The 16,102-nt window shown below is 67.5% G+C and carries 13 protein-coding genes; 6 read left to right on the forward strand and 7 right to left on the reverse strand.

Going from position 1 to position 16,102, the window contains the following annotated elements; genetic code table 11:
* Positions 1–15 precede the first annotated feature (15 nt).
* From ACQPZQ_RS19275 to ACQPZQ_RS19305, 7 genes are all read right to left on the reverse strand, one after another.
* Complete coding sequence (locus ACQPZQ_RS19275) at positions 16–774, reverse strand: DUF899 domain-containing protein (RefSeq protein ID WP_433297703.1); 759 nt, start codon at positions 772–774, stop codon at positions 16–18.
* 82 nt (positions 775–856) lie between these two features.
* Entirely contained in the window at positions 857–1,237 is a 381-nt protein-coding gene (locus ACQPZQ_RS19280) for an ArsR/SmtB family transcription factor (RefSeq protein ID WP_433297705.1), read from the reverse strand.
* Positions 1,227–1,658: an SRPBCC domain-containing protein gene (locus ACQPZQ_RS19285; protein WP_433297707.1), complete on the reverse strand. Its 432-nt coding sequence runs from the start codon at positions 1,656–1,658 to the stop codon at positions 1,227–1,229. The genes ACQPZQ_RS19280 and ACQPZQ_RS19285 overlap by 11 nt, the downstream gene beginning before the upstream one ends.
* Positions 1,659–1,740: 82 nt before the next feature.
* Positions 1,741–2,916: a 12-oxophytodienoate reductase gene (locus ACQPZQ_RS19290; protein WP_433297709.1), complete on the reverse strand. Its 1,176-nt coding sequence runs from the start codon at positions 2,914–2,916 to the stop codon at positions 1,741–1,743.
* Positions 2,913–4,079 (reverse strand): acyl-CoA dehydrogenase family protein, encoded by a 1,167-nt coding sequence (locus ACQPZQ_RS19295; RefSeq protein WP_433297711.1) that lies wholly within the window; start codon positions 4,077–4,079, stop codon positions 2,913–2,915. The genes ACQPZQ_RS19290 and ACQPZQ_RS19295 overlap by 4 nt, the downstream gene beginning before the upstream one ends.
* 41 nt (positions 4,080–4,120) lie before the next feature.
* Positions 4,121–5,728: an ABC transporter substrate-binding protein gene (locus tag ACQPZQ_RS19300; protein ID WP_433297713.1), complete on the reverse strand. Its 1,608-nt coding sequence runs from the start codon at positions 5,726–5,728 to the stop codon at positions 4,121–4,123.
* Between the two features lie 85 nt (positions 5,729–5,813).
* Positions 5,814–6,695 (reverse strand): AraC family transcriptional regulator, encoded by an 882-nt coding sequence (locus tag ACQPZQ_RS19305; protein WP_433297715.1) that lies wholly within the window; start codon positions 6,693–6,695, stop codon positions 5,814–5,816.
* Positions 6,696–7,081: 386 nt separating this feature from the next.
* Here ACQPZQ_RS19305 and ACQPZQ_RS19310 point away from each other — a divergent pair, with 386 nt between their 5' ends.
* From ACQPZQ_RS19310 to ACQPZQ_RS19335, 6 genes are all read left to right on the forward strand, one after another.
* On the forward strand, positions 7,082–7,876 hold the full coding sequence (locus tag ACQPZQ_RS19310) for an alpha/beta fold hydrolase (protein ID WP_433297717.1): 795 nt from the start codon (positions 7,082–7,084) through the stop codon (positions 7,874–7,876).
* Between the two features lie 24 nt (positions 7,877–7,900).
* Positions 7,901–9,073 (forward strand): LLM class flavin-dependent oxidoreductase, encoded by a 1,173-nt coding sequence (locus tag ACQPZQ_RS19315; protein WP_433297719.1) that lies wholly within the window; start codon positions 7,901–7,903, stop codon positions 9,071–9,073.
* A gap of 674 nt (positions 9,074–9,747) precedes the next feature.
* Entirely contained in the window at positions 9,748–11,097 is a 1,350-nt protein-coding gene (locus tag ACQPZQ_RS19320; protein ID WP_433297721.1) for a Rieske 2Fe-2S domain-containing protein, read from the forward strand.
* Between the two features lie 236 nt (positions 11,098–11,333).
* Positions 11,334–12,956, forward strand: a complete 1,623-nt coding sequence (locus ACQPZQ_RS19325; RefSeq protein ID WP_433297724.1) for an ABC transporter substrate-binding protein — start codon at positions 11,334–11,336, stop codon at positions 12,954–12,956.
* A gap of 135 nt (positions 12,957–13,091) precedes the next feature.
* Positions 13,092–14,714, forward strand: coding sequence for an ABC transporter substrate-binding protein (locus ACQPZQ_RS19330; RefSeq protein ID WP_433297727.1), 1,623 nt, complete (start codon positions 13,092–13,094; stop codon positions 14,712–14,714).
* 203 nt (positions 14,715–14,917) lie between these two features.
* On the forward strand, positions 14,918–16,090 hold the full coding sequence (locus tag ACQPZQ_RS19335; RefSeq protein WP_433297729.1) for an acyl-CoA dehydrogenase family protein: 1,173 nt from the start codon (positions 14,918–14,920) through the stop codon (positions 16,088–16,090).
* Positions 16,091–16,102 lie beyond the last annotated feature (12 nt).

Genomic DNA, 16,102 nt, shown 5'->3' on the forward strand with positions numbered 1-16,102 from the left:
CGTAGCTCCACCCGATCAGCAGCAGCCGGCCGGTCCTCGGTCTTCCGGGGGCCGGCCGGTGGTGGTGCCGGCCGCGGCGACCTCGGCCAGCCGCTCCTGTGACAGCTCGGCATCGCCGTAGGCGTCGTGCCAGTTCCACCACTCGTACGGCGGTGTCTGGGGGTAGCCCTCGGGTGAGTCCTCCCACTCCTCCTGGCGTCCGAGCGCGGTGATGTCGAGATAACTCCAGGTTCCGCCCATGGCCTCGTCGCCACGATTGTTGATGAAGTAGGTGCGGAACACGCTGTCGCCATCGCGGATGAACGCGTTGGTGCCGTGCCATTCGTCCACGCCGAAGTCGGCGTCGAACTCGTCGGTCATCGTGTACCAGGGCATCGACCAGCCCATCCGCGCCTTCACGCGCGCGATGTCCGGCTGTGGCGCGCGCGAGACGAAGGCGAGCGTGGTGTCACGGGCGTTCAGGTGGGCGACGTGAGCGACCTGATCGGCCACGAGGGAACAGCCGTCGCACGCATGGTCGGGCCAGCCGTGCACGCCGGGCTCGAAGAATGCGCGGTAGATGATCAGCTGGCGGCGGCCCTCGAACAGATCGAGCAGGCTCGCCCTGCCCGAGGGTCCGACGAACTCGTAGTTCTTCTCCACCGCCAGCCACGGCATCCGCCGGCGCTCCGCGGCCAGTGCGTCGCGGACGCGGGTGACCTCCTTCTCCTTCACCAGCAACTGCTGGCGCGCTGCCTCCCACTCCTGCGGCGTGACGATCGGGGGCGTCTTCATCGCGAGTCCACCTTTCGGATCAGGGCCGCGCTCGTGCGCTGACCGGTATTACCGTTTTGTACCGCCGTGAATGCATGGTCACTCACGATTCACCTCGGTTTTCGTGGAGCGGGTCCGTGGCGGGCCCGGACGCGGACCGGTCGAGGTGGTTCTTCAACGCGTCGAGCGGGCCGTCCCAGTCGCGGGCCAGCGCGGCCAGGAACTGCTGTGCCACCTGCATCGGCGCGGAGCGCAGCCGGTAGCGCACCCGGCGCCGCTCGCCCGGTTCGGCCGTCACCAGGCCGACCTCGGTGAGCAGGGCCAGGTGTTTGGCGATCGCCTGCCGTGTGATCGGCAGCCGATCGGCCAGGTCCGTGGCCGTGGCCGGGCCCCCCGACGCCAGCGCGGCCAGGATGGCGCGCCGGCTCGGGTCGGCCAGGGCGATGAAGACCTGCTCGGCGATCGCCTCGATCTCAGGCGGCATCGAGGTAGTCGACCAGTTCGCCCAGCTCGCTCGCCCAGCCCTTGGTGTTGCCGTCGAAGGCAGTGCGGAAGGTGTCTTCCGGCAGCTGGGCGAAGCCGGACTCGACCACGGTCAGCCGGGTGCCTGTACCGGCCGGTTCGAGCGTGAACTCGACGTACGTGCGGCGCGGATCCTCATCGGGCAGGCCGAAGATATGCCAGGTGAAGCCGAACACCGTCGGCTCCTCGACACGTTCGACCCGCATGTCGGCGGCGTGACCGTCGGTCCATGTCATTCGGGCCGATCCACCCGGGCGCAGGTCGATCGTCGCCTCGTTGCCGAACCAGGTACCGAGCCCCTCGGCCGTGGTGAGCGCAGCCCACACCTTGGCCGGTGGGTGCGCGACCTCCACGGTCCGCTCGATGCGATCGGGAAAACCCATGGCAACCTCCAGTGAGTAGCAACTGAACGGTTGCGACGTTATAGCAACTCACGGGTTGCGTCAACCGATGCAGGGGGTTGGGTCAGGGCTCGGCCTGCGACCGGACGTCGGCACGGACGAACGGGCGGATGTCCGAGAACCGGCCCTCGCGGACCTTGTGCACCCACTCGGCGTCGGCGATCTGCCCGCGTCCGACGGACATGAGGTCGAACTCGCCCGCCGTGAAGCGGCGCAGCAGTTCGGCGAGCCCCGCCCGCCCGGTGGAGTTCGCCTCCTTCTGCGTGCGCAGGCTCTCCATGACGTCGAGGTCGTAGCCCACGCTGCCGACCCCGACCACCACCGCATCGGTGAGCTTCTTCGTCCAGCCCGCGATGCCGAGCTCGGAGCCGGGCCATTCGGGGATCCAGAACCGGCGGGCCGAGGCGTGGAACATGTCCACGCCCGCGTCGCGCAGGATCCCGAGCATCAGCTCCAGCTCACCGGGCGTCTCGGCGATGCGCGCGCCGTAGTCGATCTCCTTCCATTGCGAGAACCGCAGTGAGATCGGGAAGCCGGGGCCGACGGCGTCACGGATCGCCGCGACGATCTCGGCCGGGAACCGCACGCGGTCGCGGATGTCCGGTCCGCCGTACCCGTCGGTGCGCCGGTTGGTGCCGGCCCAGAGGAACTGGTCGAGCAGGTAGCCGTGGCAGGCGTGCACCTCGACGCCGGACGCGCCGATCTCCTTCGTGATGCGGGCGCCGCGCACGAACGCGTCCTTGATCTCCTCCAGTTCCCGGCCCGTCGCGGCGCGCCCCCTCGGCACGTCCGGGTGCTCCAGCCCGGACGGACTGAGCGTCGGGTACGCGGAGAGGGGCCCGTCCCCGCCCTCCGAGCGGCACGCACCCTCGTGGAAGAGCTGGACGAACATGTGCCCGCCCGCCGAGCGGACCCGCCGCACGCCGTCGGCCCAGGCGTCGCGGGTGGCCTCGGATATCCACCCGTAGTGCGGCACCTGTGTGGCCGTCGGGTGGTCGACGGCGCAGGCCTCGGTGATCACGAGCGCGCTGCCGCCGAGGACCCGGCGCCGGTAGTACTCGATGAGCTGGGGCATCGGCTCGCCGTTCGCGCACCACTTGCGTTGCATCGCGGGCAGGACGAAACGGTTGGCGAGCGTCATTCCGCGGACCGTGACCGGCGTGAACATGGGGGAGAAGTCGAGGTCCCCGTGGTCGTCACCGAACGGGACGGCGCTGGTGTCGCAGCTCGCCGTGCTCACGGGCGCCCCGCCGCGACCTCGGCGATCCGGGCCCGGCCGGCGACCTCGTAGTTCTCGTCGGAGATGTAGACGTGCTGCATCGCGGCGGTCAGGTTGCGCAGGTGGCGCTGCATCGGGTTCTTCAGCGAGAGGGCGCGCCCGCCGCCGTATCGGAAGATCCGCGAGACCACATCCAGGCACTCCTCGACGATCAGCGTGTGCTGGGCGCGCAGCCGCGTGACCAGCACGTCCGAGGCGTCCGCGCCGGTGCGCGCGATCTCCCAGCCCTGTGCCACGGCGTCGCGGTAGAGCAGCTGCATCGCGCGGACCCGGCTCTCCGCCACGCTGATGTCCTTCTGGAACGCGAGGCGATCGGCGAGAACCGACCCGCGGGGCCCGCGCGCGGTGGCCGCGGCCATCTCGTACATGTCGTCGACCGCGCGGCGGGCGATGCCGACGGCGACAGGGCTCAGCTCGTTGGCGAGGAAGAGCAGCTGCGGTTGCCGGAAGAGCAACCCGCCCCGCTTCGGCGCAGCTCCGAACCAGCGGCAGATGCGCGCCGCCGGGACGTGGACGTCGGTGAGCGAGAAGTCGTGGCTCCCCGTGCCCTGCAGGCCGGCGACGTGCCAGGTGTCGTGCACCGTGGCCTCGCTCTTGGGCACCACGGCGAGCACGAGCTCGTCGGTGCCGTCGATGCGGCAGCCACCGACCAGCCACGACGAGTGGAGGATGCCGCTGGAGAAGCTCCAGCGGCCCGACACGCGGAAGCCGTCGCCGTCCGCTGTCGCCGACCCGCGCGGCGTGAACTGGCCCGCCATGATCGGCAGCGGGCCGTCGGTGAAGATCTCGGCGATCCCCTCGTCGGCCAGCCAGGCCGCGATGCAGCCGGTGGTACCGTTCCCGATCATCGCCGCCCAGCCCGCCGAGGCGTCGTAGTAGGCGATCTCCTCCAGGACGTCGCAGAACGAGATCGGGTCGATCTCGCTCCCCCCGAGCTCGGTCGGGGTCTTGAGCCAGAACAGGCCGAGGTCGCGCATCATCGCGACGATGTCCGCAGGGAGCGTGCGCTCCTCCTCGGCGCGCAGGGCCGCTCCCTCGAAGGCCGGACGCTGCAGGCGGACGGCGGCCAGCAGCGCGGTGATCCGGCCGTCCGCTTCCGTGGCGGGCACAAGTGTGTGGGTCATCGTCGAACTCCCGTGTCGGCGCCCGCCCGGGCCGACCGCGGTCACCGGTCGAGCCACAGCGTGGCGAAGTACATGTCGCGGAACAGGTAGCGGACGACGCCCTTCACGTCGTTGCGGGTGATCGTCGAGACGAATCCGCGGCTGAGCCAGCAGAACACCAGGTCCTCGTTGACGATCTTCTCGACCTCGCGGTAGTCGGCCTGCCGCTGCGTCTCGTCGACGGTGCCGGCGGCCTGGTCGAGCAGGTCGTCGACCTGCGGGTTGTTGTACTTGCCGTAGTTCTGGTTGCCGGTGGAGCTCAGCAGCCGCACCGCGCCCGGGTACGGGTTGTCGAACGACCCGACCGTGGTCGACAGATCGAAGTCCCCGCTCTGCACCACCTGCGAGGCGTACTGCGCCAGGTCGTAGACCTCGACCTTCACGGTGATCCCGACCGCGGCCATCTGTGCCTGGATGAACGCGGCGAAGTCGAGCCAGGTGTTGACCGTCTTCAGGACGAAGTCGGGGTTGCCCCCGGACGCCCGGTACTCGTCGACGAGCTGTTTCGCCCGCGCGGGGTCGTGCGTCGGCCACAGTGTCGACGCCGCGTCGTCGTGGTAGGGGCTTGCGGCGGTGAACAGGCTGTCGGCCGGGACGATCTGGTTGCCGTAGTGGACAGCGGAAAGCGCTTTGAGATCGATCGCGCGGACCACGGCCTCGCGCATGCGCCTGTCGTCGAACGGCGGGCGGTTGAAGTTGAAGTACAGGAGCTCGCCGCCGTTCTGCTCGCCGTAGTAGACGGTCAGGTTCTCGTCCTGTACGGCGCGCACGAGCTCCTCGTTGAATGCGCCGTAGATGATGTCGACGTCGCCGTTCTGGATGGAGGCGTAGCGGCTCTCCGTGTCCGACAGCGGACGGAACTCGAGCTTGTCGAGATACGGCAGGCCCTTCTGCCAGTAGTTCGGGTTGCGCTCGAGCACGATGCGCGAGTCGCGGATCCACTCGACGAACATGAACGGTCCGGCACCGACGGGATGGGAGCCGATGTCCGCCCCGTACTTCTGCAGCGCGGCGGGGGAGATGATCACACCGAGGGACCCGGTGCTGATGGGCTGGGCGAACATCAGCGGGAACACCCCGAAGGGTTCTGTGAGCGCGATCTCCAGGGTGAGCGGGTCGACGACACGCATCGCCGCGATGCGGACGGCCAGGGCATGCGCGGGCGAGGTGACCTTGTCGATGTGGCGTTGGATGTTGATGCGCACTGCCTCGGCGTCGAGCGGGGTGCCGTCGGTGAACATGACGCCCTCGCGCAGCCCGAGCCTCCACGTGAGGCCGCCGTCCGGGGTGTCCATGGACTTGGCCATGTACGGCTCGGCGACGCCTTGCGGGTTGACCTTCAGCAGAGTGTCGTAGACGGCGAACGCGGCGGAGTTGGTGTTCTGGACCGTCGTGTCGAAGCTGACCGCCTCGCGGTCCATGCCGATGCGTGCGGTGCCACCCCTCTTCGGGGTGCCCTCGGTGGCGGGGTCACCGCCGTAGGGCTTGGTGGACGTGATGGTGGGGCGGGCGGTCTCGTCGGCCTGCGGCGCGCCGCACGCAGTGAGCACGAGCGCGGCCACGGCCAGCAGGGCACCACACCACCGGAGAGCCGATGGCCACCGCAACATCGCAACTCCTCGTCGAGGTCCAGCACACGGCCGTCCGGTCATCGGACATGCGTCCGTCGCCTCGGAACACGCAATGTGAGACAGGTCAGCGTCGAAGCGTCTCGGACGGAGACTCCCCGAATCGGCGTCGGTAAGCGGCAGCGAAGCGTCCCGCGTGAGTGAATCCATTGCGCAGTGCGACGCCGGTGACGGTCGTCCGCCCGTTCGGCGCCGCATCGAGCAGTTCGTCATGCGTGCGCTCGAGCCGGTGGCGTCGGACATACGCCATCGGTGAGGCCCCGAGCTGTTGCTGGAATGCCGTGTACAGCGAGCGTTCGCTCACTCCCGCGACATCGGCCAGGTCGGCCACCGTCAGCGGCGTTTCCCACGCGGAGTGGACCAGGTCGAGAACCCGTTCGACCACCCGCGACGACGGCGGCGGCGACGGGCTCAGCATCGCGTCCATGTAGTTGTGCTGCTGTCCGAACAGCAGCGACGACAGGATGCTGTGTTCGAGTTCGGCGGCCACGAGCGGCGGCGGCACATCGGGTGCGTACCTCGCGAGCACCCGGCGGGCGGTTGCGACGGCGCCGGCGATACCCCGCCCGTCTCCGTCGAGGTCCACGGAGGACTCGAAGCGCAACGGCTCGTCCAGCGCGCGCTGCAGGATCCGCTCGAGGTATCGCTCCACTCGCGCCTTCGGCACCGCGACCATCAGGGCGCGGACCCCGGCGGGCCTGCGCATCCGCACTCCGTGTTCGTAGGTGAGGATCGCGGCGCGGGAGCCGCCTACCCGGGTGCTGCGGCCGTCGCTGTGGGTGAAGACCGACTCGCCGCCGGAGTGGAAGCTGATGGTCACCCATGGGATCGGCGGAACACAGACGATCTCGATCGGCGGGCCGTAGCTCGTGGCCATCAGGCTGAAGCCGTCCAGGGCCGAATACGCCACGCGGGCGCGAAAGGGTGCCTGCCCGGCGAGCACGGTCATCTGATGATCGCATCGAAGAAGTTCTTCGGTACGAATTTCAACCTCGCCCGGGTTCGAGGAGCAGAAACCCTGGGCAGTGCCGATCTGATAGTCGGTTTCGTCGGGGAATTGCGCCGTTGTCATCATCGACTCCGGAACTGGTCCGCTATGGAACCGCCTGGCGGACGATTGTCCGCTTATTCCCAGCATGGCTTGCGGGTGGGGGGAAGTCAAGGGGTCGTCAGGCGTGCTCGGTGCAGGAACTGGCTACAACTCGCGCGGGAATGGGATCGCCGACGACCACGCGGCCTCCATAGCCTGCGAAGTGCCGGGAACCGACGACCAGCACAGCGGGAGCCTCCGCCGTGGCGGCGTGGGCACACAGTTCATCCCCACCGGGAGGATGCATGTCCAGAGCCCTCCAGCCCGCCGCGGTCGCGGCCCAACGCGTGACGATGGGCAGCGGCTCGATCAGTCTCTTCCGCGCAGGCGAGGGCCGGCCGACTCTGTTCCTGCACGCCGCGGGCGGCGCAGGGGAGTGGGCGCCCTTCCACCAACACCTCAGTGAGCGCGCGGACGTCCTCGCTCCGGATCATCCCGGGTTCGGCGCGTCGGATGATCTCGCCGAGCTCACGACGGTCGACGACCTCGTCTACCACTACCTCGATCTGCTCGATCTCCTCGGCCTCGACCAGGTTGATCTGGTCGGAGCGTCCTTCGGAGGGTGGCTCGCTGCAGAGCTCGCCGTGCATTCGCCCGAGCGCGTCCGCCGGCTCGTGCTCCTGGGCCCAGTTGGTCTGCGCGTTCCGCAAGCACCGGTCGCCGATCTGTTCATCATGACGCCCGACCAACTCGTGCCGGCGCTCTTCCATGATCCGGTGCTCGTCGCCGGCGCCCTTGCGGCCGAGCCGACGGTCGAGCAGGTCATGCAGAGCTACCGCGACCTCGGCGCACTCGCCCGGTTCGGGTGGAGGCCGTTTCTCAACAATCCGAAGCTGGAACGCCGTCTGAGGCGAGTGAGCGCACCGACCCGGATCATCGCCGCCGCGGAGGACCGGATCGTTCCGCGCCTGCACTGTGAGCGCTACGCGGCTGCGATCCCCGACGCCGAGCTGGTGGTGATCCCCGACTGTGGGCACGCGCTCCACGGTGAACGGCCGGCAGAGCTCGCCGCAGCCGTGGCCACCTTCATTGCTGACTGAATATTCTATTTCGAGGATTGTGACATGAAATTCAACTTCTTCCACCTCATGCCCTATCCCTACCTACCGGACGACTTCGACGATGTCGAGAAGTACCCGTCGCCGTCACTGACGTTCTCCAACGGGCACTTCGATCCGGCGAAGGGCGTGGAGCTCTACCACCGCTATCTCGACGAGCTGGAGTACGCCGACCAACTCGGCTACGACGGTGTCGTGGTGAACGAACACCACCAGTCCGCCTACGGGATGATGCCCTCCCCGAACATCATGGCAGCGGCCCTTTCGCGCAGGACCAGCCGATCGAGGATCTTGGTGCTCGGCAACGCGCTCCCGATTCGGGGAAACCCGCTGCGGGTGGCCGAGGAGATCGCGATGCTCGACCACCTCACCAACGGCCGATTGGTGTCCGGGTTCGTTCGCGGTATCGGGTGGGAGCACTTCGCGCACAGCGTCAGCCCGGCCGAGTCCCGGTCCCGGTTCAACGAGGCGCACGACCTGATCAAGAAGGCGTGGACCACGGAGGGCCCCTTCGAGTGGATCGGCGAGCACTACGAGTACCGCTATGTGAACGTGTGGCCGCGGCCCCTGCAGTCTCCGCACCCGCCGATCGCGGTTCCGGGTGCGGGTAGCCCGGAGACGATGCGCTGGGTCGCCGAGAACCGGTACATGTACGTCTCCGTCTACGCCCCGATCAGCGTGGTCAAGACGTGGTTCGACGGCTACCGCAAGGCTGCTGCCGATCTCGGCTACGAGCCAGACCCCGAGAACGTCGCCTTGGCCATCCCGGTGTTCGTGGGAGAGAACGATGCCTCCGCGCATCGTGAGGCGAAGCAGCACGTCGAATGGCTGTTCAAGCGCGGACTCCGGCAGAGCAGCCCGTTGGTCTTCCCGCCCGGGTACATGTCGCCGCAGGCCCTTCGCGGCCTGCTGAGGTCGCGCACGGGCTCCTACGGCGACACGAGCTTCGAGGAACTCGTGGAGCAGGGGCTGGTCATCGTGGGCGGACCCGAGTCCGTCCGCAACCGCATCGAGGAGTTCCGTGAGGAACTCGGATTCGGCCAGATGATGGTCCTGCTGGCCATCGGCGACATGTCTGCCGAGCTCACCCGGCGGAACACCGAGATCTTCGCCAGTGAGGTGATTCCCCACTTCCGCAAGGCGCCGGCCCCGGCCCTCGTCGAGACACCGGCCACCTGACCGGCCCGACGATGCTCGGCGATCGGCGGGTCAGCTGATCACCCCCGGTTCGAGCTCCGACGATGATCGACGATCGGGACTCGCGGGTACTGGCGGCAAGATCGGCGTGAGATGTGCTCGTTCGCCCCGGGGAGGGCGCGTAGCCGGATCTCGCGGCGATCTTCGTCACCTGTGCTCGGGATTCGGGCGACTCGCCGCGGCCCGGACGGCCCATCCGCTGGACCATCGCTGCGCCCCGCCGCACGGAGCCACGGAGCCTGACCAGGCTTGCGGTGGCCCCGGCGTCCGATCGTCCCGGCTCATGATCCCACTCAGTTGATCATCTCGGTGACGAGATTGTTAACAATCTGGTTGCCACTCCGGGCGTCGAGAGTTATGGTGCTGATCACACATTCGGGTGGCCTGGGCGGCGCACGAATGGGTCTCGCGGCGAGAGGGGTCGACCGCGAGGGTCCCGGGTGCGTATTGCCTCGTAGGCATGGGGCGGGACCGAAACACGACGATGTCGGGGTGACTGATTGGTGATGCCGGGGGATGAGCAACGACCGGGGCCGGTGCGTTGCTGCTGTATCGACATTTCCCCCGACGGCTGCGACGAGCTCCATCGAGACCGGGTCGCAACCTCGTTGCTGCGGTTCGATCGAGCAGCCTGAGAAGCCGGAAAGAGGAGGACAATGCTGTCAACCGAGGACAATGAGCTGTTGACCAGGGTGGGGCCCGGAACCCCGATGGGCGATCTGCTGCGCCGCTACTGGACGCCGGCGCTCCTCGTCAGCGAGGCGCCCACACCCGACGGTGACCCGGTACGGGTCCGGCTGTTGGGTGAGAACCTCGTGGCGTTCCGCGACACCAACGGCCGGGTCGGCCTGGTGGGGGAGAACTGCCCGCACCGTGGCGCGTCGCTCTACTTCGGACGCAACGAGGAGTGCGGGCTGCGCTGCCCGTACCACGGCTGGAAGTTCGACGCCGACGGCGCGTGCGTCGACATGCCCAGCGAGCCACCGAACAGCGTCTTCAAGGACAAGGTGACGCTGAAGTCCTATCCGACACACGAGTCGGGTGGGATCGTGTGGACCTACATGGGCCCACCGGACAAGATCACCCCGTTCCGGGATTTCGGCACCGAGAGCCTCGCGCCGGAGCACGTCGCCGCCTCGAAGATGCACACCACGTGCAACTGGGTGCAGGCGATGGAGGGCAACATCGACACCTCGCACGTCTCCTGGCTGCACCAGTTCAACGGCGTCGACCAGATCCCCGACGACGGCAGCGACAAGCCCGGTTACCCGTCCAATGCGATGTCCTGGAAGTTCTGGCGCCACGACCGGGCGCCGCGCCTGGAGGTCGAGGACACCTGGTACGGCTTCAAGTACGCCGGCATCCGCACCACCCCCAATGGGTTCACCCACGTCCGGATGACCGCGTTCTGCTACCCCTACCACACCGCTGTCGCGACCGTTCCGTTCGGTGTCCGCCTCGGGATGTTCGTGCCGATCGACGACGAGAACTGCTGGCGTTACAGCTTCACCACCCGCGTGATCGACAACTCTCGCGGCGTGGGCGGGGCGAACCTGTTCGCGGTGGCCCCGTTCAAGCTGGCCCGCGCGGAGGTCAGCGGCAACGGCATCGTGCCGCGTGAGTACACCGCCGAGAACGACTACGGCATCGACCGCGACGAGCAGCGCAACCTCACGTACTCCGGCGTCGCCGAGTTCGCCAGCCAGGACCTGATGGTCACCGAGTCGATGGGCGCGATCTACGACCGCACCCAGGAGCGCCTGGGCACCTCCGACAAGGCGATCATCCGGATGCGCCGGCTGCTGATCGCCGCAGCGAAGGGACTGCAGGAGGGCGGCGAAGCGCCGGCCACCTCCGACGAGCACGACTACCGGGAGGTCCGTTCGGCGGAGAAGATCCTCGAGCCGGGCGAGGACTGGCGGATTCTCGGTTCCAACGACGACCCTCTGGTGAAGGAGATGGACACCGACTGGGCGGCCGACCGCCATCCTGTCGCGGGCTCCTGATCGCATTCGTCACGTCGGGACCAGAGCGGGTCCCGGCAGCAGTCTGCAATGCACGGACGCGCTGCGTCCACCGATGATCACTCGGCCGGGCAGGACCTGCGCACACCCGATTTCCGGGCTGTGTGCAGGTCCGTGCCGCGGTCCCGGGCGGCTGTCGCCGTGTCTGCTTGCGTCCGAACTCTCGGAACGGACGGCACGGCGACCGGTCGCTCGAACTCAATGGGGAGTTGAGTACGATGCGGTTGCAGAATTTCACCTCGAGAATTGTCGCTGTTCTCGCGACGGTCGTGTGCGGCGCATTGATGGTTTCTTGTGGCGCGGCGGAAAGTGCGCCGCCGACCACAGGTTCCACGGTCCGGACGATCAACCCCTACGGTGGCGATCCGGCCACGGAAGGCACCCCGAAGAGGGGTGGCACATTACTTCTGGGAATGGACCGGGAGATCGTCAGTTTCGATCCGACCGTCCAGAACGCGAACCAGGCGGCGTCCGCCATCTACGACTATCTCCTCAAGCTCGGCCCGGAAGGCACGATCGAGCCTTACCTCGCCAAGTCGATGGAGTCGCCCGACAACGGGCTCACCTGGAAGATGACGCTCACCCCCGGCGTCACCTTCTCCGACGGCACCCCGTTCGACGCGAACGCGGTGATCATCAACACGCAGCGCCACATCGACAAGGTGTCCTCGCCCGGCCATCAGCTCACTGAGCGGATCAAGTCCATGCGGGCCGTCGACGCCACGACGGTGGAGTTCGACCTCACCGAGCCGACGGGCGATTTCGCCAGCGGGTTCGCGCAGCCGTTCGGTACCGGCAGCCTCGCCTTCGTGGTCTCTCCCGCAGCGCTCGAGAAGTACGGGGACCAGATCGGCAACAACCCGGTGGGGGCCGGCCCCTTCACGTTCGTCAGCTGGGTGCGTGACAGCAGGCTGGTGATGGCGCGCAACCCGAACTACTGGCAGCAGGGCTTGCCGTATCTCGACGGGATGGAGTTCCGTCCGCTGCCGGACACCGAGTCGCGGTGGGCGTCGATCGTCAACGGTGACGTCGACCTGATCTTCGGTGGCTACATCACCGAGCTCTCGCGCGGAATGGCCGACCCGAATCTCACGACGTACTACGGCTCGGCCAACGGGGCCGAGTGGGTGTACTTCAACTTCGCCAGGGCTCCGTTCGACGACCGCCGGATGCGCGAGGCGATCGTTCGGGCGATCAACGTGAACGCGCTGAGCGTGAGCCAGTACGACAACCAGTTGCAGCCGGCGAAGAGCGTTTTCGGCGAGAGCAGCGAGTACCACACCCAAGCTGCCTCGGACGCGTGGCCCGCGTTCGACCTGGAGAAGGCGAAGGCGCTCGTCGAGGAGTACCGCGCGTCGGGCGGCAACCCCAACTTCACGTTCAAGACGTCGAACGCTCCCAACCGGGTCGCGTTCGGTGAGTTCATCCAGGCCCAGATGGCGGCGATCGGCATCACCGTCGACCTGAAGTTCTACGACCTGGCCCAGTTCTCCTCGGCGGTCGTCCAGAGCAACGACTTCCAGCTGACCAGCTGGGTGGGCGGGCCCTGGGAGTCGCCGTATCCGTCGACGATGCGACTGTTCAGTTCCGACGGACCCGGCAACTACGGCCGGTACTCCAACCCGGAGATGGACAAGCTGCTGAACCAGGCGCTGAGCACCAGTGACAAAGCAGAGCGAACGCGGCTCTACCAACAGATCGAACTGCTGGCCAACCAGGACCTGATCGTGGGTTGGTACAGCCGTGGATACCTGTCGACGATCGCGAAACCGGACGTCAAGGGTGTCGTCCGATACGTCTCGCGCGACATGTTCTACGCAACGACGTGGCTGGATCGCTGAGCGAACCGGCCTGAACTGCAGAACCCCGCCCCCCACCGGCGCCGGCCACGACAACGTTCGAGGCCGGCGCCGGCGAGGAACGATCCGCCGCGAGAAATACCGGTGAGAGCGGGCGTCGATCCGGAGGAGCACTCAGTGATTCGAATTCCACGGCGGTATCGGCGCGCGCTGGTCACGTTCGTGACGGTCATCGGCCTGGCTGCGCTGGTGGCCTCCTGCGGCGCGGTGCAGGCCCAGGGCAACGCTTCCGGTGTCCAGACGCTCAGAGCGGTGAGCCCCTACGGCGGTGACCGTGCGGCCGAGGGCGAACCGCAGCGCGGCGGGACGCTGCGGGTCGGGATGGACCGCGATGCGGTCAGCTTCGACCCCGTGGTCCCGAACGCCAACCAGGCCGCGTCCGTGGTCTACGACTCGTTGCTGAGACTGACGCCGGACGGCAGGACCGAGCCCTTCGTGGCGAAGTCCATGGAGAGCCCCGACAACGGCCTCACCTGGCTGATGGGACTGCGTCCCGGCGTGAAGTTCCAGGACGGCACCGATCTCGATGCCAACGCTGTGGTGCTCAACGTGCAGCGGCACATCGACACCGTTGCGTCGCCCGCGCACCGGTTCGCCGAGCGGATCAGTTCGATGCGGGTGGTCGACCCGCTGACCGTGGAATTCGTGCTCGGTCAGCCGATGGGCGAGTTCCCGACCGTATTCGCGCTGAGCTACTCGGCCGGAACGCTCGGGATGATCGTGTCGCCCGCTGCCCTGCAGAAGTACGGCGACGCCATCGGTACCCATCCCGTCGGCGTCGGGCCCTTCACGCTCGTCGAGTGGGTCAGGGACTCCCGCATCACGTTCACCCGCAACCAGAACTACTGGCAGGACGGGCTGCCGTATCTCGACGGCATCGAGTTCCGGCCGCTCCCCGACACGGAGACCAGGTTCGCGTCGATGAAGAACGGCGATGTCGACTTCATCTACGGCGGCTACTACCAGGAGCTGAGCCGCGCACTCGGGGATCCGAACCTCAAGGTCTACTACGGGCCGGGTTCCGGCGGGGAGCGCCTCCAGTTCAACCACGTCAGAGCGCCGTTCGACGATCGCCGGATGCGTGAGGCCATCATCCGGGCCATCGATCTGAAGGCGCTCTCGGCCAGCCAGTACGGCAATCAGATGATCCCTGCGGATAGTCTTTTCGATGCCAGCAGCCAATACCACACGCAGGCGGCCTCGGATGCCTGGCCGGCGTACGACCTGGAGAAGGCCAAGCAGCTCGTCGAGGCCTACCGGGCCGACGGGGGGAATCCCGACTTCACGTTCAAGACCTCCAACAGCCGCACCTCGTTCGCCGAGTTCGTCCAGGCGCAGATGGCGGCGATAGGCGTGAAGGTGGACATCCAGCTCTACGATCTCGCGCAGTTCTCCTCGGCCGTCATGCAGAGCGGCGACTTCCAGCTCACGACGTACCTCGGCTCGATCGACACGCCCTACCCGGCAGTCGCCAACCTGCTGCGCAGCGGCGGCAGCGGCAACTACGGTAAGTACTCGAACCCCGAGGTGGACCAGCTACTCGACGACGCGATGCTCACGACCGACGAGGCGCAGCGCACGAAGGACTACCAGCAGGTGGAGCTGTTGTCCGCCCGCGACCTCGCCGTCGGGTGGTACAGCCGGAACTACTCGTCCAACATCACCCGAGCGGCGGTCAACGGCGTCTACCGCTATATGACAGCGGGCACCTGGTTCGAGGCCGTATGGATCAAGCAGTAGACCGACCATTGTTCACATTCCGCTCGCGGCTTTTGCGCCGTCGCGGTGGTATCGGGAGTGCTACCTTGAGCAGATGGACACGGGAAGCCGATCATTGACTCCTGTCCGATCGGCCCGGGTCAACCACAGAAATCGCGCATTCCTCGCATCCGGCCCGGCCTGCCAGCGACAGTAAACGATTCGACACAATCGGGGATCGCGCAGTGACAAAAGCTGACAGCCGAGCGGCGTTGGACGGTGCCGCCATCCGTGCGAAAGCCGGCGAGATCGGGCCACTGCTGCGGGAGTCCGCGTCCGAGGTGGAAGCCGCCCGCCGGCTGACCGCACCGGTCGTCGACGCGCTTCGGTCCACCGGGGTGTTCCGGATGTCGATGCCTGAGGCGTGGGGTGGGCCCGAGCTGGACATCTGCACCCAGATCGAGATCATCGAGACGCTGTCGCGAGCGGATGCGTCGGTCGGCTGGTGCGCGATGATCGGCTCCGACAGCGGCTACTACAGCAGCTTTATCGACGATGCCACCGCCCGGTCGCTGTACCCCGACCTCGATTCGGTCACGGCAGGCTGGGTCGTTCCGGCAGGCACTCTCGAGGTGTGCGACGGCGGCTACCGGTTGTCGGGCCGATGGTCGTTCGGCAGCGGCTCGACGCATGCTGACGTCATCCTGGGCGGTGCTCGCGTCACCGAGAAGGGGTCACCTCGAACCTCGGCCGACGGCGTGCCGGAACAGCGGATAGCGATGCTGCCGGCGGCACAATGGCAGGTGCTGGACACCTGGAACCCGGGCGGCCTGGCCGGAAGCGGCAGCCACGACTACACGATCACCGACGCGTTCGTGCCCGCCGAGAACACCTGGGTATACGGCCAGAACCATCGGTCCGGCACCCTCTACGCCTGGCGCGGGATGTTCGTGGTCAACTTCGTGGGCGTGCCGCTCGGTGTCGCCCTCGAAGCGTGCGACGTGGCCACCGGCATCCTCGCGGGCAAGGTGTCGATGCCCGAGATGATCCCGGCCAGGGACGAACCCCGCGTCCGAGCCGGGATCGCCCGGGCCCGAGCCATGGTCGGCGCGGCTCGCAGCTACGCGTACGACACTGCCGACACCTTGTGGGCCACGCTCGAAGCAGGCGACGAACCGTCCTTCGAGCTGAGAGCTCAGCTCGCCGGCTGCTTCGTGCACACGGTGACGACATGCCGTACTGCGGTGCAGCTGCTGGTGGACACGGTCGGCACCGCGGCCATTCAGAAAAGTTGCCCGTTGGAGCGCCAGCTGCGGGATCTGAACACCTTGGTCCAGCACATTCTGGGTCAGACGCGAGTGTGGGAATGGGCGGGCGGGCTGTACTTCGGTTCAGAGCCACCCCTGCCCGCCCTCTGAGGTCCTGCCTGC

The sequence above is a fragment of the Pseudonocardia sp. CA-142604 genome, from assembly GCF_050948475.1.
Lineage (GTDB): Bacteria > Actinomycetota > Actinomycetes > Mycobacteriales > Pseudonocardiaceae > Pseudonocardia > Pseudonocardia alaniniphila.

Excerpts from the sequence above, each read along its gene's own strand:
- ACQPZQ_RS19275 (WP_433297703.1), bottom strand. The coding sequence starts at position 774 with ATGAAGACGCCCCCGATCGTCACGCCGCAGGAGTGGGAGGCAGCGCGC.
- ACQPZQ_RS19280 (WP_433297705.1), bottom strand. The coding sequence starts at position 1,237 with ATGCCGCCTGAGATCGAGGCGATCGCCGAGCAGGTCTTCATCGCCCTG.
- ACQPZQ_RS19285 (WP_433297707.1), bottom strand. The coding sequence starts at position 1,658 with ATGGGTTTTCCCGATCGCATCGAGCGGACCGTGGAGGTCGCGCACCCA.
- ACQPZQ_RS19295 (WP_433297711.1), bottom strand. The coding sequence starts at position 4,079 with ATGACCCACACACTTGTGCCCGCCACGGAAGCGGACGGCCGGATCACC.
- ACQPZQ_RS19300 (WP_433297713.1), bottom strand. The coding sequence starts at position 5,728 with ATGTTGCGGTGGCCATCGGCTCTCCGGTGGTGTGGTGCCCTGCTGGCC.
- ACQPZQ_RS19305 (WP_433297715.1), bottom strand. The coding sequence starts at position 6,695 with ATGACCGTGCTCGCCGGGCAGGCACCCTTTCGCGCCCGCGTGGCGTAT.
- ACQPZQ_RS19310 (WP_433297717.1), top strand. The coding sequence starts at position 7,082 with ATGTCCAGAGCCCTCCAGCCCGCCGCGGTCGCGGCCCAACGCGTGACG.
- ACQPZQ_RS19315 (WP_433297719.1), top strand. The coding sequence starts at position 7,901 with ATGAAATTCAACTTCTTCCACCTCATGCCCTATCCCTACCTACCGGAC.
- ACQPZQ_RS19320 (WP_433297721.1), top strand. The coding sequence starts at position 9,748 with ATGCTGTCAACCGAGGACAATGAGCTGTTGACCAGGGTGGGGCCCGGA.
- ACQPZQ_RS19325 (WP_433297724.1), top strand. The coding sequence starts at position 11,334 with ATGCGGTTGCAGAATTTCACCTCGAGAATTGTCGCTGTTCTCGCGACG.